Source organism: Falsiroseomonas sp. (assembly GCF_051860665.1).
GTDB lineage: Bacteria > Pseudomonadota > Alphaproteobacteria > Acetobacterales > Acetobacteraceae > Falsiroseomonas.
Genome location: NZ_JBHYDM010000009.1, coordinates 64,584 through 84,533 on the forward strand (window position 1 = coordinate 64,584; position 19,950 = coordinate 84,533).

Annotated in this window: 17 protein-coding genes; 7 read left to right on the forward strand and 10 right to left on the reverse strand. The window is 72.9% G+C overall.

The features are described from left to right. Position 1: 1 nt before the first annotated feature. On the reverse strand, positions 2-697 hold the full coding sequence (locus tag ACTIF1_RS11745) for a GntR family transcriptional regulator (RefSeq protein WP_439596603.1): 696 nt from the start codon (positions 695-697) through the stop codon (positions 2-4). Positions 698-839: 142 nt separating this feature from the next. Between ACTIF1_RS11745 and ACTIF1_RS11750 the strand changes: the two genes are divergently transcribed. Both ACTIF1_RS11750 and ACTIF1_RS11755 read left to right on the forward strand, forming a co-directional pair. Continuing rightward, complete coding sequence (locus ACTIF1_RS11750) at positions 840-1,916, forward strand: tartrate dehydrogenase (RefSeq protein ID WP_439596604.1); 1,077 nt, start codon at positions 840-842, stop codon at positions 1,914-1,916. A gap of 86 nt (positions 1,917-2,002) precedes the next feature. After that, positions 2,003-2,974, forward strand: coding sequence for a tripartite tricarboxylate transporter substrate-binding protein (locus ACTIF1_RS11755; protein ID WP_439596605.1), 972 nt, complete (start codon positions 2,003-2,005; stop codon positions 2,972-2,974). Here ACTIF1_RS11755 and ACTIF1_RS11760 read toward each other — a convergent pair whose 3' ends face one another. The 3 genes from ACTIF1_RS11760 to ACTIF1_RS11770 all read right to left on the reverse strand — a co-directional run bounded on the left by ACTIF1_RS11760 (position 2,975) and on the right by ACTIF1_RS11770 (position 4,679). Continuing rightward, positions 2,975-3,880, reverse strand: a complete 906-nt coding sequence (locus tag ACTIF1_RS11760) for a LysR substrate-binding domain-containing protein (protein WP_439596606.1) — start codon at positions 3,878-3,880, stop codon at positions 2,975-2,977. 110 nt (positions 3,881-3,990) lie between these two features. Further along, positions 3,991-4,212 (reverse strand): helix-turn-helix domain-containing protein, encoded by a 222-nt coding sequence (locus ACTIF1_RS11765; RefSeq protein ID WP_439596607.1) that lies wholly within the window; start codon positions 4,210-4,212, stop codon positions 3,991-3,993. After that, entirely contained in the window at positions 4,212-4,679 is a 468-nt protein-coding gene (locus ACTIF1_RS11770; RefSeq protein ID WP_439596608.1) for a DUF2975 domain-containing protein, read from the reverse strand. Before ACTIF1_RS11770 ends, ACTIF1_RS11765 begins: the two co-directional genes overlap by 1 nt. A gap of 102 nt (positions 4,680-4,781) precedes the next feature. Between ACTIF1_RS11770 and ACTIF1_RS11775 the strand changes: the two genes are divergently transcribed. From ACTIF1_RS11775 to ACTIF1_RS11790, 4 genes are all read left to right on the forward strand, one after another. Continuing rightward, positions 4,782-5,444 (forward strand): outer membrane protein, encoded by a 663-nt coding sequence (locus ACTIF1_RS11775; protein WP_439596609.1) that lies wholly within the window; start codon positions 4,782-4,784, stop codon positions 5,442-5,444. 150 nt (positions 5,445-5,594) lie between these two features. Continuing rightward, positions 5,595-6,527, forward strand: coding sequence for an acetyl-CoA carboxylase, carboxyltransferase subunit beta (accD, locus tag ACTIF1_RS11780; protein ID WP_439596610.1), 933 nt, complete (start codon positions 5,595-5,597; stop codon positions 6,525-6,527). After that, positions 6,524-7,828, forward strand: a complete 1,305-nt coding sequence (locus tag ACTIF1_RS11785) for a bifunctional folylpolyglutamate synthase/dihydrofolate synthase (RefSeq protein WP_439596611.1) — start codon at positions 6,524-6,526, stop codon at positions 7,826-7,828. The genes accD and ACTIF1_RS11785 overlap by 4 nt, the downstream gene beginning before the upstream one ends. A 294-nt stretch (positions 7,829-8,122) precedes the next feature. Continuing rightward, positions 8,123-8,389, forward strand: a complete 267-nt coding sequence (locus ACTIF1_RS11790; protein WP_439596612.1) for a hypothetical protein — start codon at positions 8,123-8,125, stop codon at positions 8,387-8,389. A 46-nt stretch (positions 8,390-8,435) separates the two neighbouring features. Here ACTIF1_RS11790 and ACTIF1_RS11795 read toward each other — a convergent pair whose 3' ends face one another. Next, positions 8,436-9,434: a Bug family tripartite tricarboxylate transporter substrate binding protein gene (locus tag ACTIF1_RS11795; protein ID WP_439596613.1), complete on the reverse strand. Its 999-nt coding sequence runs from the start codon at positions 9,432-9,434 to the stop codon at positions 8,436-8,438. Between the two features lie 122 nt (positions 9,435-9,556). Between ACTIF1_RS11795 and ACTIF1_RS11800 the strand changes: the two genes are divergently transcribed. After that, complete coding sequence (locus tag ACTIF1_RS11800; protein ID WP_439596614.1) at positions 9,557-11,281, forward strand: uracil-xanthine permease family protein; 1,725 nt, start codon at positions 9,557-9,559, stop codon at positions 11,279-11,281. A gap of 6 nt (positions 11,282-11,287) precedes the next feature. On the opposite strand, the gene ACTIF1_RS11805 is transcribed toward ACTIF1_RS11800, so the two are convergent. From ACTIF1_RS11805 to addB, 5 genes are all read right to left on the reverse strand, one after another. Then, positions 11,288-11,758, reverse strand: coding sequence for a GNAT family N-acetyltransferase (locus ACTIF1_RS11805; protein ID WP_439596615.1), 471 nt, complete (start codon positions 11,756-11,758; stop codon positions 11,288-11,290). A gap of 3 nt (positions 11,759-11,761) precedes the next feature. Continuing rightward, complete coding sequence (locus tag ACTIF1_RS11810) at positions 11,762-12,889, reverse strand: PQQ-dependent sugar dehydrogenase (RefSeq protein ID WP_439596616.1); 1,128 nt, start codon at positions 12,887-12,889, stop codon at positions 11,762-11,764. A gap of 58 nt (positions 12,890-12,947) precedes the next feature. Then, positions 12,948-13,277, reverse strand: a complete 330-nt coding sequence (gene trxA / locus ACTIF1_RS11815) for a thioredoxin TrxA (RefSeq protein WP_439596617.1) — start codon at positions 13,275-13,277, stop codon at positions 12,948-12,950. 105 nt (positions 13,278-13,382) lie between these two features. Continuing rightward, positions 13,383-16,847 carry a double-strand break repair helicase AddA gene (gene addA, locus ACTIF1_RS11820; protein ID WP_439596618.1) on the reverse strand — a complete coding sequence of 1,155 codons (3,465 nt, stop codon included), beginning with the start codon at positions 16,845-16,847 and terminating at the stop codon, positions 13,383-13,385. Further along, entirely contained in the window at positions 16,847-19,891 is a 3,045-nt protein-coding gene (addB, locus tag ACTIF1_RS11825; RefSeq protein ID WP_439596619.1) for a double-strand break repair protein AddB, read from the reverse strand. Before addB ends, addA begins: the two co-directional genes overlap by 1 nt. Between the last annotated feature and the right edge of the window lie 59 nt (positions 19,892-19,950).

Sequence of the window (19,950 nt, forward strand, 5' to 3'; positions counted from 1 at the left end):
CTCAGATGTGCCGCATCCCGAGCTGCGCCAGCAGCGGCAGGATCTGCTCCCGCGCGCGCTGGCGATGCGCCTTGGCGCGGGACAGCGCCTCCGCCTCCGCCCCCGCGCGGATCGCGGCGATGATGCCGGCATGGTCCTGCACGGACAGGGTGGGGCGCGGCCGCAGGCGGAGCGTCAGCATGCGGGCGCGGTGCGACTGGTCCATGATGGTGGCGAACATCCGCGTCAGCCGCGCATTGCCGGCGCCTTCCACCAGCAGGGCGTGGAAGCGGCCATCGGCCTCCGCCCAGGCGGGCAGGTCATCCGCGGCCAGGGCGGCCTCCATTGCCGCATTCACCGCCTCCAGCGCCGCCGCCACCGGGCCGCGCCGGGCCTCCGGCTGTTCCGCGATCAGCGCCGCGGCGGCGCCTTCCAGCGCCACGATCACCTCGTAGATCTCGCGCATATCTTCGGGCGAGATGGCGCAGACCAGCACGCCGCGGCGCGGCAGCACGCGGACCAGCCCTTCTTCCTGCAGGCGGATGATCGCCTCATGCACGGGGGTGCGGCTCATGCCGAGCTGCAGCGCGATCTCCTGCTCCGAGCCCTGGTAGCCGGGGGCCAGGCGGTTGTCGCGGATGGCGGCCTTCAGCGCCTCATAGGCCGAATCCACCAGCGAGGGTTTGGCCACCGCCGCGCTGCTCCGCATCTGCACCATCGCCGCCCTCCCTGGCCCGCAGTGCTTCCATACCAGCTTGCATCGCGCCGTTGACGGCCCAAGCGCCGCCGATTTAAGAAGTATCATCTTGCATGGAAGATGGCGTGCCAGGAACGGGCGCCGGCTGGGGAAGGAAACGCGGATGCGCAGCTACCGGATCGCCGCCATGGGCGGCGACGGCATCGGGCCGGAGGTGATCTCGGCCGGCGTCGAGGCCCTGAAGGTCTGCGCCGAACGCGATGGCGGCTTCCGCCTCGACTTTACCGATTTCGACTGGGGCTCGGACTACTACCGCAAGCACGGCGTGATGATGCCGGCGGATGGCGCCGACCAGCTGCGCGCCTATGACGCCATCCTCTTCGGCGCCGTCGGCGCGCCGGATATCCCGGACCACGTCACGCTCTGGGGCCTGCGGCTCGCCATCTGCCAGCCGCTCGACCAATACGCGAACGTGCGCCCCACCCGCGTGCTGCCCGGCATCACCAGCCCGCTGCGCAATGTCTCCGGCCCGGAGCTGGACTGGGTGATCGTCCGCGAGAATTCGGAGGGCGAATACTCCGGCGTCGGCGGCCGCGCCCATCGCGGCCTGCCGATCGAGGTGGCGCAGGACGTCTCCGTCATGACCCGCGCCGGCGTGCAGCGCATCATGCGCTACGCCTTCCGCCTGGCTCAGTCCCGCCCGCGCAAGCTGCTGACGGTGGTGACGAAATCCAATGCCCAGCGCCACGCCATGGTGATGTGGGACGAGATCGCGGCCGAGGTCGCCACCGAATTCCCCGACGTCACCTGGGACAAGATGCTGGTGGATGCGATGACCATGCGCATGGTCATCAAGCCCGGCAGCATCGACACCATCGTCGCCACCAACCTGCATGCCGATATCCTGTCGGACCTCGCCGCGGCGCTGGCCGGCTCGCTCGGCATCGCGCCCACCGCCAATATCAACCCGGAGCGCGACGCCCCCTCGATGTTCGAGCCGATCCACGGCTCCGCCTTCGACATCACCGGCAAGGGTATCGCCAATCCCGTCGCCACCTTCTGGACCGCGGCGATGATGCTCGACCACCTGGGCGAGCCCGCCGCCGCCGCGCGGCTGATGCGCGCGGTGGAACGCGTCACCGCCGACCCCGCGCTGCACACGCCGGATCTCGGCGGCCGCGCGACCACGCGGCAGGTGACGGAGGCGGTCTGCGAGGCGCTGCGCAGCGCCAACGACTGAAAGCCTGACCCAAAGGATCGGCGGGGCCGCGCGCCCCGCCAGGTTCCAAGGCCGCGCCATGACGGCCAAACCGGAGGAGATCATCCATGTATCGCCGCAGCCTGCTCGCCGCCGTGCCTGCCCTGCTCGCCGCGCCCGCTCTGCGCGCCCAGGGCGCCTTCCCCAGCCGCAGCATCACCATCACGGTGCCCTTCGCGGCCGGCGGCCCCACCGACATCATCAACCGCCTGGTGGCGGAGGGCATGTCCCGCGACCTCGGCCAGCCGGTGGTGGTGGAGAATGTCACCGGCGCCGGCGGCACCATCGCCGCGGCGCGCGTCGCCCAGGCGCGGCCGGATGGCTATACGCTGCTGGCGCATCACGTGGGCCATGCCAGCACCGCCACGCTGTACCGCCGCCTGCCCTATAGCGTGACCGACAGCTTCGCCCCGCTCGGCCTGGTCTCCGATGCCGCGATGACCCTGGTGGCGCGGCCGGATTTCCCCGCCGCGGATTTCGCCGGCTTCATGGCGGAGATCCGCCGCCAGGGCGACAAGCTGAACATGGCCCATTCCGGCCTGGGCGGCGCCAACCACCTCTGCGGCATGCTGCTGCAGCACGCCGCCGGCACGGCGATGACCGGCGTGGTCTTCCGCGGCAGCGCGCCCGCCATCACGGACCTGATGGGCAGCCGCATCGACGTCTTCTGCGACCAGGCCACCAACACCGCCCCCTTCCTGCGCGACAACCGCATCAAGGGCTATGCGGTGACGCTGCCGCAGCGCGTGCCGGGGCTCGAACTGCCCACCACCACGGAGCTCGGCGAACCCTCCCTGGTGATGAGCACCTGGCACGGCCTCTATGCGCCGCGCGGCACGCCGGAGGAGGTGCAGGCGCGCCTTTCGGCCGCGATCCGCGCCGCGCTGAAGGAGGACCGGCTGCGCCAGCGCTTCGCCGAGCTGGTGACGACGCCGGCCACCGACGACCGCGCGACGCCCGCCTTCCACACCCGCTTCCTGGCCGAGGAAGTGGCCCGCTGGCGGCCGATCATCGAGGCGGCGGGTCAGTACGCCGACTGATCACACCTCGCCGTCCGCCGCGCCTTCGGCGAAGGGCGCCAGCCGGCTGCGGATGAGGTGGCTGATGGCGTCCAGCGCCGCGCGGCGGGGAAAGGTGGCGCGGGAGACCAGGCGGATCTGCCGGCCGGTGGCATGCGCCAGCGGCCGCAGCGTGATGCCGGCATCGCGCGCCACGCCGGCGGCGAGGCCCGGGATCAGCGTGGTGCCATAGCCGGCGGCCACCATGTTCATCAGCGTGGCCAGCGAGGAGGCGCGCAGCGCATTGCTGCGCAGCCCGGGCTGGCCGCAGGCGGCCAGCGCCTGGTCGCGCAGGCAATGGCCATCGGCCAGCACCAGCACATCCGGCGCCAGCTCCTCCTCGCAGACGCGGTCCTGGCCGGCCAGCGGGTGGTCGGGCGGCAGGGCGGCCAGGAAGGGCTCGGTGAACAGGGTCTGGGTCTCAAGGTCCGGCGCCTCGGTCTCGGTGGCCAGCAGGGCGGCGTCGAGCTCGTGGCTGCGCAGCCGCTCCAGCAGGGCGGCGGTCACATCCTCCCAGGGCTCCACCACCAGCTCCGGCAGCGCATCGCGCAGCGGGCCGAAGACCAGCGGCAGCAGATAGGGCGCCAGCGTCGGGATGACGCCGAGGCGCAGCCGGCCGCGCAGCGGGTCGCGGGAGCTATGCGCCAGCGCCAGCATGGCATCCGCCGCATCGACGGCGGCGCGGGCATGGGTGAGCAGCGCCTCCCCGGCCGCGGTGGGCACCACGGATTTGTTGGTGCGCTCGAACAGCACCACGCCCAGCTCCTCCTCCAGCTTGCGCAGCTGGGTGGAGAGGGTGGGCTGGCTGATGTGGCAGAGTTCGGCGGCGCGGCCGAAGTGCCGGTGTTCCGCCACCGCCAGGGCGTAGCGCAGGTCGCGCAGGTTCATCGTGGCGGCTCCCCCCGTCTTGCTTCTCCATCGATCCTACCAGGGGGCGGCCGGGGAGTATCATAAATGGCATCAATCGTTCTGGTTGATGCCGCGCGAGGCTGCCGCGCTCAGGCGGGCGTCTCTTCCTCCGGCACGTAGGTCAGCAGGTCGGCCGGCTGGCAGTCCAGCTCCCGGCAGAGCTTCTCCAGCGTCTCGAAGCGGATGCCCTTCACGCGGCCGGTCTTGAGCAGGGAGAGGTTGACCTCCGAGATGCCGATGCGTGCCGCGAGCTCGCGCGAGCGGATCTTGCGGCGGGCGAGCATGATGTCGAGCTGGACGGTGATCGGCATCAGATGAACGCGGCATTCTCTTCGGTGGCGCGGGTGGCTTCGCGCAGGATGGCGGCGAAGCTGAGGAAGACCAAGCCGATGGCCAGGCCCACGGCGCTGCCCAGCAGGGGGCCGGGGGCCAGCAGGCTGGTGGGGCCGAGGGCGGCGAGACGGGCGGCCGGGACCAGCAGGGCGGCCAGCAGCAGCCAGCCACCGAAGCGCCGCAGGGCTTCCGCCGCCGCCAGGCTGAACACCGCGGTGCCATGCAGCCGCCGCGCGAAGCGGTGCAGCTGCGCGAAGGCGAGGGCGCTGGCCAGGTAGGGCAACGCCAGCGCCAGCGCCGCCGGCAGGCCGGTGGCCTGCCGGAAGGCCATGCCGGGGGGCAGCGCCTGCGGCAGCCCCAGGCCGAGCAGGGGAATCATCAGCAGCAGGACGACCACCGCAAGGCTTGCGGTGCGCAGCGTCAGGCCGAGGCGATCGAGCGTCATGGCGCATCGGCGAGCGTTGACCGCGCGCCGTTCCTTATCGTAAAACATAAAAAACTACATTCGAAACATAGCGGACTTACCGCCTTGCGACAAGGATGCCCCATGACAAGCCTGCTGCGCCACGCCCTGCTGCTGGCCTCCCTCTGCCTGCTGTCCGCCACCGGCCGGGCGGAGGTCTGGACCGGCCCCTATCTCGGCCTGCATCTCGGTCATGGCTGGGGCGGCGATGATATCCGGGAAATCAACGGGCCGCGGGCCTGGCAGGCGGAGACGCACGGCGTGCTGGGCGGGGTGCAGGCCGGCTGGAACTGGCAGCTGGACCGGCTGGTGCTGGGGGTGGAGCTGGAGCTCGGCCATCTCCGCCAGTCCGGCGATATCGGCAGCGTCGATGCAACCGGCGCGGTGCGCAGCGAGGCCTCGCTCGGGCTGCATGGCGCGGCGACCGGCCGGCTGGGTTGGCTGGCCACGCCGGATACGCTGCTGTTCCTGCGCGCCGGCGGCGGGCTGGCGCAGTTCGAGGCGAGCACCACGGAGATCTGCGCCGCGCCCTGCGTCTCCTCCCGCGCCAGTGCACGCGGCACCACGCCGGGCCTGGTGCTGGGCCTGGGGGTGGAACAGGCGGTGGCGCCGGACTGGCGGGTGCGGCTGGACTATGCCTGGCACCTTTACCGCAAGGAACTGGTGCTGCCGCCGGCCAGCGGGCCGGGCTGGGATCATCGCCTGGACCTGCATGCGCTGCGCATCGGCCTCAATCGCCGCTTCTGAGAGACCGGCGGCTGGGCGCCCCCCTTGCGCCGCAGCCCCCAATGCCCCTACCTCCGCCGCGAATGGCCGCGCGCCGCGCGCGCGACGAGGCCCCATCTGGGGCAGGCTGGCCGCCCGGCAAGGCAGGCCGGCGCTTGAGGGCATGGACCGATGAACTGGATTTCCGACTGGGCGCTGCCGAAGGTGAAGGCCCTGTTCGGGCAGCCGCGGGAGGTGCCGGACAATCTCTGGCACAAATGCCCGGCCTGCGAGCAGATGATCTTCCACCGCGACCTGGAGCGGAACCTGCATGTCTGCACCCATTGCGGGCATCACATGCGGCTCTCGGCCGCCGGCCGGGTGAAGGCGACGCTGGATGAGGGCTGGTCGCGCATCGAGCTGCCCAAGGCCCCGGCGGACCCGCTGCGCTTCCGCGACCAGCGGAAGTACGCCGACCGGCTGAAGGAGGCGCAGCAGAAATCCGGCATGGATGACGCCGTGCTGGTGGCCCAGGGCACCATCCTGGGCCGCAAGGCGGTGCTCGGCGTCTTCGAATTCGGCTTCATGGCGGGGTCCATGGGCGCGGGGGTGGGGGAGGCGCTGGTGACGGCCGCCAAGCTCGCCGTGCTGCAGGATGCGCCGCTGATCGTCTTCACCGCCTCCGGCGGCGCCCGCATGCAGGAAGGCGCCATCAGCCTGATGCAGATGCCGCGCACGGTGATCGCGACGCGGATGGTGAAGGAGGCCGGCCTGCCCTTCATCGTGGTGCTGTGTGATCCCACCACGGGCGGCGTCACCGCCAGCTTCGCCATGCTGGGCGATATCCAGATCGCCGAGCCCGGCGCGCTGATCGGTTTTGCGGGCGCCCGGGTCATCGAGCAGACGGTGCGCGAGAAGTTGCCGGAAGGCTTCCAGCGCGCCGAGTATCTGCTGGAGCACGGCATCCTGGACATGGTGGTGAAGCGCCATGACATGCGCGCGACGCTGGCCCAGGTGATCTCGCTGCTGCGCGAGCCCACCCTGCCGGCCGAGGCCCCTGCCGAGGACGTGCCGTTGCTGCCGGCGCCGGAGGTGGTCGAGGCCGAGGTCGTGAAGCCCGCGTGAGCCAGCTACCGGCCTCGCGTAGCGAGGAGATCATCAACAGGCTGCACAGCCTGCATCCGAAACTGATCGACCTCAGCCTGGACCGGCTGCAGCGCTGCCTGGCCGCGCTCGGCCATCCGGAATGGCGGCTGCCGCCGGTGGTCCATGTGGCGGGCACCAATGGCAAGGGCAGCACCTGCGCCTTCGTCCGCGCCATCGCGGAGGCGGCGGGCCTGCGGGTGCATGTCTTCACCAGCCCGCACCTGGTCTCCTTCCACGAGCGCATCCGCCTGGCCGGGGAGCTGGTGACGGAGGCGGCGCTGGCGGCGGCGCTCGAACATGTCGAGCAGGTGAATGCCGGCCAGCCGATCACGGTCTTCGAGGTGACCACCGCCGTCGCCCTGCACCTGTTTGCCGAAGTGCCCGCGGACCTGCTGGTGCTGGAAGTGGGCCTCGGCGGGCGTTTCGATGCGACCAATGTCGTGGACCGCCCGGCCACCACCGCCATCACCAGCATCTCCCGCGACCACATGGACTTCTTCGGCAGCGAGATTTCCCGGATCGCCTGGGAGAAGGCGGGCATCATCAAGCCGGGCGTGCCCTGCGCGACGGGGCGGCAGGTGCCGGAGGCGGCGGAGGTCATCCTGAAGGAGGCCGCGGAGCAGGGCGCGCCGCTCCGCGTCCGTGGCCGCGACTGGGACGTGGCCCAGAGGCCCGATGGCGGGCTGGACTGGTGGGACGACTCGGCGCGCCTGACCCTGCCCCGCCCCGGTCTTCTCGGCCCGCACCAGGCGGAAAACGCCGGCATCGCCATCGCCGCGCTGCGCGCCTGGAACCCCCCCTGGCTGACCGAGGAGGCCATTCGCCAGGGCGTGGCCCAGGCCAGCTGGCCCGCCCGCATGCAGCGCCTGACCGGGCGGCTCGTGGCACTGCTGCCGCCGGACTGGGAGCTGTGGCTGGATGGCGGCCACAATGCCGGCGCCGGCGTGGTGCTCGGCCAGCATATCCGCGAGAGCCTGGCCGACCGCCCGATCCATGTCCTGGTCGGCATGAAGGGCGGCAAGCAGGTGCCGGAATTCCTGGCGCCCATCATCCCCGTGGCGACCAGCCTCTGGGCGGTGGCGGAGCCCGGCCAGCACCTGGCCATGACGGTGCCCGATGTGATCCGCGCCAGCGGCGGCGCCGCCCATGCCGGCGGCACGGTGGCGGAGGCGCTGGCCCGCCTGCCGCGCGATGCCGGCCCGGCGCGGGTGCTGATCTGCGGCAGCCTGTATCTGGCGGGTGAGGTGCTGAAGCTGGACGCCGAAACGACGCCGGGCTGAAGTATCGGCAAGACCGCGCGACAGTTTGCTGCCCTGTCGCAAGCAGTCCGGTGACCACGCATCCGTGACGACTGGGGCATGCGGGTCCAGGTGGACAATATCTGCCTGCCAACCATCTCGGATACTGTGGTGCCTGGGGCCGGAGGACATCCGGCCGCCCTTGTCTGCCGGGCCAGAGGCCTTGCGCGGCAAAGGCACGGCGTGCCTCGCACACCGTCCTCCCATCCGGCCCGGTGCCGGACCAACCCGGCGGCCCGGGACCGGCATAATGGCCGCCGAGCATGAGGAGCCCGCATGAGCGGAATCTACGAAACCGCCTCCGGAACCTATGGCTATGGCCAGCTCGACCCGGCGGAATTCAGCCAGCCCGGCTATGGCCAGCTCGACCCGGCGGAATTCAGCCAGCCCGGCTACGGCCAGCTCGACCCCGCGGAGTTCAGCCAGCCCGGCTATGGCCAGCTCGATCCCGCCATCTTCAGCGACCCGGATTATGGCCAGCTCGACCCGAGCATCTTCACGCCTGGCAACGTGAACGATTCCTCCGACCTCGGCTGGTTCTGAGATTCGGGCGGGGCCAGCCGGCCCCGCCCGCCCCTGCCGCGGCGGCTCAGTCCAGCATCAGGCCCAGTTCGCGGATCAGCGGCCAATAGACTGCGCGCTCCGCCTGGATCAGCGCGCGATGGGCCTCCGGCTCCGCCGCCAGCGGTTCCATCCCCATCTCGAGCATTCGCGCCTGCACCGCGGGCTCGGCCAGTGCCGCGGCGCGCGCGGCGGACAGGCGCTGGGCGATCGCATCCGGCAGCCGGGCCGGCGCGGCCAGGCCCTGCCAGGCGGCGGCCGCGAAGCCGGCCAGCCCGAAGGCCTGCTCGGCGGTCGGAACGGCCGGAAAGCCCGCCAGCCGGCCGGTCGAGAGCACGGCCAGCGGCCGCAGCAGGCCCGGCGCCATCATCGCCCCGCCGGCCGCCACATCCACCACGGCGGTGGAGATCCGGCCGGCCATCAGCTCCTTGATCACCGGCGCCATGCCGCGATGCGGCACATGATGCAGCCGCAGGCCCAGCGCGCGCATCAGCCGCTCCATCGCCAGGTGATGCGGGCTGCCGAGGCCGGGCGAGCCATAGTCGAGCGCCCCTGGCCGCGCCCGCGTCTGCGCCAGCCAGTCCTCGAGGTCCAGGATATCCGAATTCGGCGCGATGCAGAGCAGCAGGTGGAAGCGCGCCAGCAGGCCGAGTGGCCGCAGCCCTTGATCCGCATCGAAGGGCAGGCGGCGATAGAGCGCCGGGTTGAACACCATCGTGTCATTGCCCGCGGTCACCACCGTATGGCCATCGGGCGCCGCCTGGGCCGCGGCGGCGGCGGCGATATTGGTGGCGGCGCCCGGGCGGTTCTCGATGACGATCGCCTGGCCGAGCCGCGGCGCCATGGCGCCGGCCATCAGCCGCGCCAGCACATCCGTGCCGCCGCCGGGCGGGTAGCCGACCAGCCAGCGCAGCGGCCGGCTCGGCCCCACCCGATCCAGCCAGGCCCGATCCAGCCAAGCCCGGGCCGGCGGGGCGCCGAGGCCGGTGAGGGCCGAGCCCGCCAGGATGCGTCGCGTGATCGGCATGACCTGGTCTTCCCCCTTCCGGGCCGCCATTCCCAGCTGCGGCAGGCTGAATGTATGCGGTCCAACGCTTGCGATGGCGCGTTAACCATTGGACAACCATTGCGGGTGCCGAAGGAGGGGACATGACCGAGCAGACGGCCCTTCCGGCCGCCCTACCGCCTCCCCTGCCCGCTGGCTGGGGCTTGCACAGCGCGCCGCCGCCGAGCGTGCTCTGGCCCGCCGCCCTGCAGCATATCGGCCTCGGCTCCGTCACCCTGGTCTTCCCGCTGGTGGTCGCGGATACCGCGGGCGCCGATGCGGCGACGCTCTCCTCCTACCTGTCGCTGGCCATGCTGGCGCTGGGCCTGGCCACGCTGCTGCAGGCCTGGGGCCGTCATGGCATCGGCTCCGGCTTCCTGCTGCCCTCCGTCTTCACCGCCATCTACCTGCCGCCGACGCTGATCGCGGCGCAGCTGGGCGGGCTTTCGGCGGTGGCGGGGATGACCATGGTGGCGGGCCTCACCCAGCTGGTCCTGTCCTTCGCCGTGCAGCGCCTGCGGCCCTGGCTGCCGACGGAACTGGTCGGGCTGGTGGTGCTGATGATCGGCGTCGGCCTCGGCCTGCTGGCGCTGCGGATGATGCTCGGCTTCGGCCCGGGGCTGGACCGCGGCACGGACGACCTGCTGGCCACCGCGGTGGCGCTGGCGGTGATCATCGGCGCCAGCGTCTGGGGCGGGCCGCGGCTGCGTCCCATCGCCGTGCTGGGCGGGCTGGTGCTGGGCTTTGCCGTGCATGTCGTGGTGACCCAGGTGCGGGGCACGCCGCTGCTGCCGGTGCCGATCATCTGGCAGTTTCCCAGCTGGCCCCTGGCCACCCCCTCCCTGGACTGGACGCTGCTGCCCGGCTTCGCCATGGGCGCGCTGGCCTGCCTGGTGCGGGTCTGCGGCGATGTGGTGGCCTGCCAGCGGGCGACGGACCCGAACTGGCGGCGCCCCGACTATGGGCCGATGAAGGCCGGCGCCCTGGCGGACGGGATCGGCACCTGCCTGGCCGGGCTGCTGGGCGTGCCGGGCATCAACAGCTACACGGCCAGCGTCGGCCTTTCGATCGCCACCGGCGTCACCGCGCGGCGGGTCGGGCTCGCGGTCGGCGCGCTCTGGATCGGGCTCGCCATCGTGCCGGGCACGGCGGAGATGGTGCTGGCGGTGCCGCGCGGCGTGCTGGGGGCGGCGCTGTTCTTCGCCGCCGCCTTCATCACCGTCACCGGCATGGGCATCGTCACCCAGCGGCTGATGGATGCGCGCCGCACCCTGGTGGTGGGCGCCGCCCTGGTGATCGGCCTGTCCTACGACGCCGCGCCGCAGATCTTCGCGGGCCTGCCCCAGGCGGCGCGGCTGCTGGTCTCATCCTCGCTGGTGCTCGGGATGGTGGCGGCGCTGCTGCTGGTGGCGGCCTTCCGGATGGGCACGGCGCAGCAGCGCCGCCTGCTGTGGCGGCCGCAGGACGGCGCCGCGGCGCTGCAGGACTTCGCGCGCCAGTCCGGCGCCGCCTGGGGCGCGCGGGCCGAGGTGGTGGCGCGGCTGGAGGCGGCGCTGGAGGAGGTGGCCCATGCCCTGCCCGGCCTGCTGGGCCCGCAGGGCGCGGTGGAGGTCGCCGCCCGCTTCGACGAGTTCAACCTGGACGCCACCCTGCGCTGGGCGGGCGAGGCCCTGATGCCCGCCGGCCTGCCGCCGACGCTGGAGGAGGCGGAGGATGCCGCCCTCGCGGCCCGCCTCGCCGCCGTGATGCTGCGCCGCGCCGCGGACCGGGTGGCGGAGGGCCGGCTGGCCGATGGAAGGCAGGAGTTGCGGCTGCACTACGACCATTGAGGCGTTTCAGGCTGCCGGCAGCTCCATGATCGCGACCGGGATGGGATCGCCGCCCTGGTCGAAGGTGCCGGTGCCGATGCGCCGGAAGCCGCAGCGTCGATAGAACCCCTCCGCATTCAGCGTCGCCTCCAGCCGGATCGGTCCCGCATGGCCTTGCCGGGCGCGGGCGATGCCGATCTCCAGCAGCCGCCGCCCGAGCCCGGCGCCGGCGGCTTCCGGCAGCAGGAAAAGGCGCGTGACCTCGCCCGGCTCGGCATCGACGAAGCCGAGGATCTGCCTCGCCCGCTCGGCCACCGTGGTGGTGCCGCGGGCGATCATCGCCTCATAGGTCGCGGGCGTGCGGGCCCCCATCCAGCCGGCGATCTGCGCCGGCGCATAGTGGCCCGCCGCCAGACCGCGCACGGAGCGGAAGGTGAGGTCAAACAGCGCCGCCCCCTCCCCGAGCCGGGCGGGCCGGAAGGTCAGGTCCGGGGGCAAGGCTCAGCCCGGCGCGAGGCGCAAAATGCGCCCCTCGGCCTCATCCGTCAGCACCAGCAGCGCGCCATCCTGCGCCACCAGCACGTCCCGCATGCGGATGCGGCGGTCGAACAGCAGGCGTTCCTCCCCCGTCACCTCGTCGCCGTCGGTGGTCAGGCGCACCAGGCCCGGGCTGTTCAGGGCCGCGACGAAAAGGCTGCGCTGCCAGCCGGGGAAGGCCGGGTTGTCGTAGAAGGCGAGGCCGGCGGGGCTGATCACCGGGGTCCAGACCCGGATCGGGTCCACCATCCCGGGCGCCGAGGACTGCTCGCTGATCGTGGTGCCGCTGTAGTTCACCCCGTGGGTGACCACCGGCCAGCCGTAATTGGCGCCGGGGCGGAGGATATTCAGCTCATCCCCGCCGCGCGGCCCGTGCTCGACCAGCCAGAGGCTGCCGGTCCAGGGATTCCGGGCCATGCCCTGCGGATTGCGGTGGCCATGGCTGAAGACCTCGGCCCGGGCGCCGGGCTGGCCGGCAAAGGGGTTGTCCGCCTGCGGCCGGCCTTCGCGATCCACCCGCAGCACCTTGCCGGCCAGGTCGTCCAGCCGCTGGGACCGCATGCGGTCCACATTGCGGTCGCCGGTGGACAGGTAGAGGCGCCCATCGGCACCGAAGGCGATGCGACAGCCGTAGTGCTGCCGCCCCGAATTCTGGGCCGGCGTCGCGTCCAGGATCGGGGTCACGGCCTCCAGCCCGGCGCCATCCGCGGCCAGCCGCGCGCGGGTCAGGCGCGTCAGCGCGCCGCCCTGCACCAGGGTCGCGGAGCAGAAGAAAATCTCGCGGCTGCGATCGAAATCGGGGGAAAGGGCGACATCCAGCAGCCCGCCCTGGCTGGCCGCTTCCACCTGCGGCACGCCGGACAATGGGCGGGAGACGGCGCCATCGCGTCCGACCAGCCGCATGCGGCCCGGCCGTTCCGTCACCAGCAGCCGCCCATCCGGCAGCAGGGCCGCGCCCCAGGGCCGTTCGAGGCCCGTGGCAAAGGTCGTCAGCCGGAAATTCGCCCGCTCGGAGCGGACGACCTCCCCCTCCTGCGCCAGGGCAGGAAGCGGCAGTGCAGCGAGGGCCAGGGCCAGGATGCGCTTGATCATGACCGCGATGTAAGGCGGCGCCGCGCTTCCGCCAGCGCCGCCCGGTATCACGCCCCTATCAGGCCAGGCGGCCCGCCACCCAGTCCTTCAGCGCGCTCTTCGGCAGGGCGCCGACCTTGGTATCCACCGGCTTGCCGTCCTTGAACAGGATCATGGTGGGGATGCCGCGCACCGAATAGTCGTTCGGCGTCATGGGGTTGTCGTCGATATTGACCTTCGCGATGGTCAGCTTGCCGGCATATTCCTTGGCGATCTCGTCCAGGATCGGCGCGACCATGCGGCAGGGGCCGCACCACTCGGCCCAGAAGTCGACCAGGACGGGGCCGGAGGCTTCCAGCACATCCTGCTTGAAGCTGTCGTCGGTGACAGCCTTGGTGAATTCGCTCATCGGGAGTCTCCGGGCGCGCTCGCGGGGGGCTGGCGCATTGATGGCAAGATCGTGGCGGTGCGGGCCCGGGTCAAGCAAGGGGCATCTTGCGAGGGGCGCGGGGCGTCATGCGCCTGGCGCATGCGCATCCAGCAACCCTTCGGGCAGCGGCATGAGTCGCGCGCCAAAAGTCCAGACTAGGGCGCAATCCACCCGCCGTCCCGGGAAGGCCAGCGCCAGAACGGCGCGGTAGGCGGCCATCTGGCGCAGGTAGAGCGCCGGCACGGCCGAGACCTCGGTCGGCGGGGGACGGTTGGTCTTGTAGTCGAGCACGAGCACGCGATCGGGCGCGACAAGCAGCCGGTCCACCTGCCCGCTGACCAGCCGGTTGCCGACCTGGCCCGCGATCGGCGCCTCCGCCAAGCTGTCGGGGCCGAAGGCGGCGGCGAAATCCGGCGCCTGGAGCAGGGCCATCACCTCCGCCAGCGTCGCCGCCTGCTCCGCCTCCGAAAGCCCCTGGCCGCGCCGGGCGAGGAAGCTTTTCGCCGCCGCCTCCCGCTCCGCCGGCGGGCGGTCGGGCAGGTGCTGCAGCAGGGCGTGGACCAGGCGGCCGCGGCGAAACCGCTGGCCGGTGGGGTCGGCGGCGCCGTGCGGGGCGGCGGCCGGAGGTTCGCCTGTGTTCTCGCCCGGCACGGCGGAGGGGGCGAGGGCGTCCTGCGTCACCTCGGGCGGCGCCGGGCGGCGGGCCCAGTCCGGCAGGTCGGCCGCGGCGGCGGGCGGCGTATCCCGCCCATCCGGCACCGGCGGAACCTCCTGGGGCGCCTCCAGCCGGCGCAGCGTCGTGGCGGCGAAGCCGAAGCCGGCCGGCGCCTCCAGGGGCAGTTCGGTCGTGGCGACCCGGGCAAAACCCTGGGCGATGAGGTCGTACCAGCAGGATTCGGGAAAATCCCGCGCCTTGGGGCGCTTGCGCTGCCAGCCGCAGACCAGCAGCCGGTCCTCCGCCCGGGTCAGCGCCACATAGAGCAGCCGATGCTCCTCCGCCGCCCGCGCCGCCTTCTCGCTGGCGAGCAGCTCGGTGAAGGCGGGGGCGTGGTGGTCCTTGTTGGGGGCCCAGAGCGGCAGGGGCGGACCCTCCTCCGGCATCACCCAGCGCACCTCCGCGCTGTCCCGCCCGGGGCTGACGGTATCCGGCAGGATCACCACCGGCGCCTGCAGCCCCTTGGCGCCGTGCACGGTCATGATGCGCACGGCGTCGCCGGCGGCTTCCTGGTCCCGCTTCACCTCGGCGCCGCCGCGCCGCAGCCAGGCGACGAAACCTTGCAGGCTGGGCGGGTGGCGGCTGCCATGGTCCAGCGCGGCGTTCAGGAATTCATCCACCGGATCCGCCGCATCCGGCCCCAGCCGCGCCAGCAATTTGGCCCGGCCGCGATGCTCGCCGAGGATTTCGGCAAACAGCGCATGGGGGGTGACCACATCGGCACGGGACATCAGCCCGGCGAGAAAATCGGCCGCCTGCCCCTCAGGCGTGGCCTGCCCGCGCGCGAGCTGGAGCTGCCGCCACAGGCTGCCCTCCCGCCCCGCGGCGAGGGCCAAAAGCTGGTCGTCATCCAGTCCGAGCAGCGGCGATTTCAGCGCCGCGGCCAGCTGCAGATCATCCTCCGGCAGCAGCAGCGCATCGGCGAGCGCCAAAAGGTCCTGCACGGCGATCTGCTCGACCAGGCGGATGCGGTCGGTACCACCCACCTTCACCCCGCGCTCCTTCAGCGCCCGCACCAGCCGCGGCAGCAGCCCGCCGGAGCGTTTGCGCACGAGGACGAGAATGTCGCCGGCGCGCATGGCGCGGCCGCGGCTGGGCAGCATTTCGCCCGAGTCCAGCCAGCCGGCGATGCGGGCGGCGATGGCCTCGGCCAGCTGCGCATCGGCGCCGGTGGCGGCGGCAGGCGTCTCGGGCACTTCCCAGGGCGGCGGCGGCTCGCCCTCGGCGCCGTCCAGCATGGGCCAGAGCTCGACGCAGCCGGCATGGCCGATGCGGTCCGGCCGGTGGCGCAGCACCTCGCCCGGCGCCACCACCCCCTCCCGCGCCGCGCCCTCCGCAAAGACGGCATCGACCAGCGCCAGCACCGGCGCGGTGGAGCGGAAGGAGACCTGCAGCTGCACGTCGCGCAGCTCCTCCCCCAGCGCCTGCAAGCGCTGCCCGAAATGCCGCTGCCAGCGGGCGAAGCCGGCGGAATCGGCGCCCTGGAAGGCGTAGATGGACTGCTTGACGTCGCCCACGGCAAAAATGGTGCGCGCGCGCGGCTCCCGCCGCTCGGCACCCGCGCCCGCAAAGAATTCCTCGGTCAGCGCGGCGGCGATGCCCCATTGGGCGGGGTTGCTGTCCTGCGCCTCGTCCAGCAGCACGTGGTCGAGCCCGCCATCCAGCTTGAACAGCACCCAGGCGCTGCCGGGGTCGCGCAGCACCTGGCGCGCGGCGAGGATCAGGTCGTCGTAGTCCAGCATCCCCCGCGCCTGCTTGCGCGCCCGATACCCCTCCAGCACCGGCGCGCCGAGGCCGAGCAGCGCGCGGGTTGCCGCCAGCAGCCGGCTGGCGCGGCGGGCGCCCTCCACGGCCGCCACGCGCTCCCCCTCCCGCCGCAGGATCTCGGCGCATTCGGCCTGGCGCGGGCCGACATCCTTGGTCGCCATGCGAGCGCGCGGCGTGCCCTCCTGCGTCAGCAGGATTTCCACCCAATCCGTCCAGCGCGCGGCGCGTTCCGCCGGGTGCAGCGACAGCCAGTCCAGCAGCCTGGTGCCACGCCCCTGGTCGTTGGCATTGCGGCTGGCCTGCAGGAGCCGGGCGGCGATCACCGCCTGGTCGTCCACCCCCTGCGCGCCGGCCGCGACCAGCGCAGCCTCATGCGCCGCCTCCGGCAGGCCGAGATGGCGGCCGATGGCGGCGCAGAGCGCGGGCAGCGAGCCGGTCTCGCGCAGCGCCGTGCCCAGCTTTTCGCGGTCCTTGTCCAGCGCCCGCACCAGGCTGGCGAAGGAATCGGGCGGCACCAGGCTGGCGAGGGCCTCGAGCGCCGGGCCCTGGGCGGGGCTGGCGAGCACCGCCTCCCGCGCCTCGGCCAGCAGGGCGGCGGCATCCGCCTCCTCCACCACGCCGAACTGGGGGGCGAGGCCGGCCTCCAGCGGGAAGGCGCGCAGCAGGGACTGGCAGAAGGCGTGGATGGTGCTGATGCGCATGCCGCCGGGCAGGTCCAGCACCCGGGCGAAGAGGCCCCGCGCCGCATCGAGGTCCCGCCGGTCCGGCGCGCGGCCCAGCAGGGCGGCCAGCCGCGCGGCCAGCCTGGCCTCCGGCTCCACCGCCCAGCGGCCGAGATCGCGCGCCAGGCGATGCGCCATTTCGGCCGCCGCGGCCTTGGTGAAGGTCAGGCACAGGATCGCGCCCGGCCGCGTGCCCGGCGCCAGCAGCAGCCGCAGCACACGGTCGGTCAGCACCTTGGTCTTGCCCGAACCGGCCGAGGCGCCGACCCAGGCGGAGGCGGCGGGGTCCGAGGCGCGGGCCTGCTCGAATTCCGCTTCCTGGCGGGGGGTGAGGGTGAGGCTCATCAATCCTCGCCCTCCGCATCCGCCCATTCATCGACGCGGGAGAGGTGGTCGTAATCCCCGCCCCGGGTTTTTCGCCCAGGATGCGGCCGGGCGGTGAAGGCGGCGTCGCCGAGCAGGAAGCGATCGACCAGCGCGCCGAGGCGGTCCATTGCCTCCGCGGCCAGGGCCGAGACGTCCTCGGGCTCGGAAAACATCTGCTTTTCCTCGCCGGGGGTCTCGCCGCCCGAGAGCTTCCAATAGGTCAGCGCCCGCACCGCGGCGCCGGGGATATCGGCGAAGGCGCCGGCGGCGGCCATGGCGGCTTCCAGCGGCAGCTGGGGGGCGCGGCCGTCCTGCAGCTCGTCCGGGCGGGGCAGGGTGCCGGTCTTGTAGTCGAGGATCGCCAGGCTGCCATCGCCGAGCCGGTCGATCCGGTCGGCGCGCGCCTTCAGCGTGACGGTACCGCGGGGGCGGCGCAGCTCCAGCCGGCCATCGGTCTCGGTCCAGCTGGCCGCGATGCCGCCATCCTGCCGCCGCTCCGCCTCCAGCGCCACGACGAAGGCGCCGATGCGGGCCAGGCGCGGGCGCCAGAAGGCGGCGAGCGAGGGGCGCGGGCCCTGGTCTTCCAGGGCTTTCGCCGCCGACTGCCCCCAGGCCTCCAGCGCCGCCGCCTCCCCCGGCCAGCCGCCGGGGGCGCGGCTGATGGCGCTGACGAAACCGGCGAGGGCGGCATGGACGATGATGCCGTAGTCCAGGGCGCCGACATCGGCATCCAGCGGGTCCAGCTTGCGCAGGCGCAGGATGCGCTTGGCGTGGAAGGCATAGGGGTCGGCCAGCATGTCCGAGACCTCCGTCACCGAAATCTCCCGCGGGCGCTGCGCGAGGCTGGGGCGCGGGGCGGGGCGGGAGACGGGGGTGACGCGGTCCGGCACGTCCAGCGCGGCGGCCATCCGCGCCGCCTCGCTGCCCGGCAGCGCGAGGCCCTGGCCGGACAGAAAGGTTTCGAGACGGGTCAGCCATCGTGCCGGCACCGTCGGCGAGCCGCCGCGGCGGGCGGCGCGGGACAGCACGGCCTCCGGCGCCGCGCAGGCGAACAGGAAAAAATCCATGCAGACGCGGCCGATGCGCGCCTCCGGCTCCGGCAGGCCGAACTGCTTGCGCATCGGGCGGCTCATCCATGGCCCGGGGTCGGTGGCCAGCGGCCAGACCCCCTCATCCAGCGCGCCGAGCACGACGCGATCGAAGGCCAGCAGCCGTGCCTCCAGCAGGCCGAGGATTTCGACGCGCGGATGCGCCGTGCCGTGCTTGCGGACGAGGTAGGTGGCCACCCCCTCCAGGCTCGCCTCGAAGAGCGCCGGCCAATTGGCGGGGTCCATCGGCGGCAGGTGTTTTAGCGCCGGCGCGAGGTCGGCCATGTGGCTGGCCAGCACCTCGCCCTCCTGCGCCGCGTAGAGGCGCAGCCCGCCGGGTTCCTGCGGCGTGGTGGCCAGCGCCTCCGCCGCGGCGAGATGCGCTTCCAGCAGATCCGCCGGCGGGCGGGCGGCGCCGTGGCGGGTGCTGAAGCCACCCAGCGCGGCCTCCAGCGCGGCGAGCAGCGACTGCAGGCGGATCTTGCGGTCATCCTCCGGCAGGGCGGCGATGGCCTGCTTGAGCCCCTCCAGCCCCCCCAGCGGCCGCGGCCCGCGCAGCACGCGGCGTTCCAGCAGCCGCACGGCGTCCAGGAATTCCGCGCGGTCCATCCCCGCCGCCGCCAGCGGATGTTTTGTCAAAGCCAGCAGCGGCACCGGGGCGAAATCCTCCGCCACGGTCCGGGCGAGCAGGCGGAGGAAGACGCCGGTGGGCGTCTGCCCGAGCGGCTGGCCGGCGGAATCGTCGGCGCGGATGCCGTGGCGTACCAGCTCGGCCGAGACGCGGCGGGCCAGGTCGCGATCGGGCGTCACCAGGGCGGCGCGGGCGCCGGGCTTTTCCAGGGCCTCCCGCAGCAGCAAAGCGATGGCGGCGGCCTCGGTCTGCGCCTCGGGGGCGGCCACCAGGCGCAGCCCTTCGAGGCCCGGCGCCCATCTTTGGGCGGCCGGCTGGGTCCAGGGGCCCATGCCCTCCGGCGGGCGCAGCGCCATTTCGAGCAGCGCGACGCGCGCCACCGGAACGGCGGGGGCGGTTTCGGCGCAGCCGTGCCAGCGGCGCACCTGACGTGGCTCGGCGCCCATGGCGTGCAGCAACCGGCCCTGGCTGCAGAAGGGGTGCGTCGGTGAATCGCAGATGTGGGGCCAGATCTCGGCCAGCTCCGCCCGGTCCAGCCCATGCAGCACCACCGCGCCCTGGTCGAGCCGTGCCACGACCTTCAGCAGCTCGACGGCCGCCGGGATGGTGCCGCCGACGCCGATGCCGGCGGCGATCACGGGATGCTTCGGTGGGTCGTCCTGCCAGGCCCTGGTCTGTTCCCGCAGCGCCAGAACGCGGCGCAGGCCGATATCCAGCAGGCCCTCACCCTCCAGCCAGCCGGCCCAGGCGGTGGCGACGCCGCGCAGGAAGGTGGTGGTGATCTGCCAATGCGTCGCCTGGGATTCCGGGACCAGCGTTTCCAGCCGCCCCAGCCAGGTTTCGGTGAATTCGCCCGGCGTGCCGGTGGCCAGCAGCTCGGTATCCGGCTCCTCCAGCGCGATCTCGTCGAAGATGCGGGCCAGCTCGGCGGCCAGGCCCCAGGCCTGCTCCGGCGTGCCCGGCCCGCCATGGCGCGGCGGCAGGCGGATCACCAGGCTGGTCAGCACCGCCTGGCGGGTCAGCGCCGGGACGGCGGGCGGCAGGTCCAGCAGCGTGGGCAGCGCCAGCTCATCCGCATCCTCGGTGGAGAGCCCCGCCAGCGCCCGCATCCGCGGCAGCAGCAGCGCCTGGCCCTCGGCGCGCGCCAAAAAGGCGTCGCGCAGACCGCGGGCGGAGCGCCGCGTCGGCAGCAGGATGGTGGCGCGGGACAGCGCCTCCGGCGACTGCGCGCGAAAATCCGCCAGCACCCCGGCGGCGAGGCATTCGAGAAAAGGCAGCTCGGCCGGGATATCGAAGAGATTCATGTTCCGTTCCCAAGGCTAGGCCAGGGGGCCGGTTTGGTCCAGCTTGCGCTTCGGGCTGC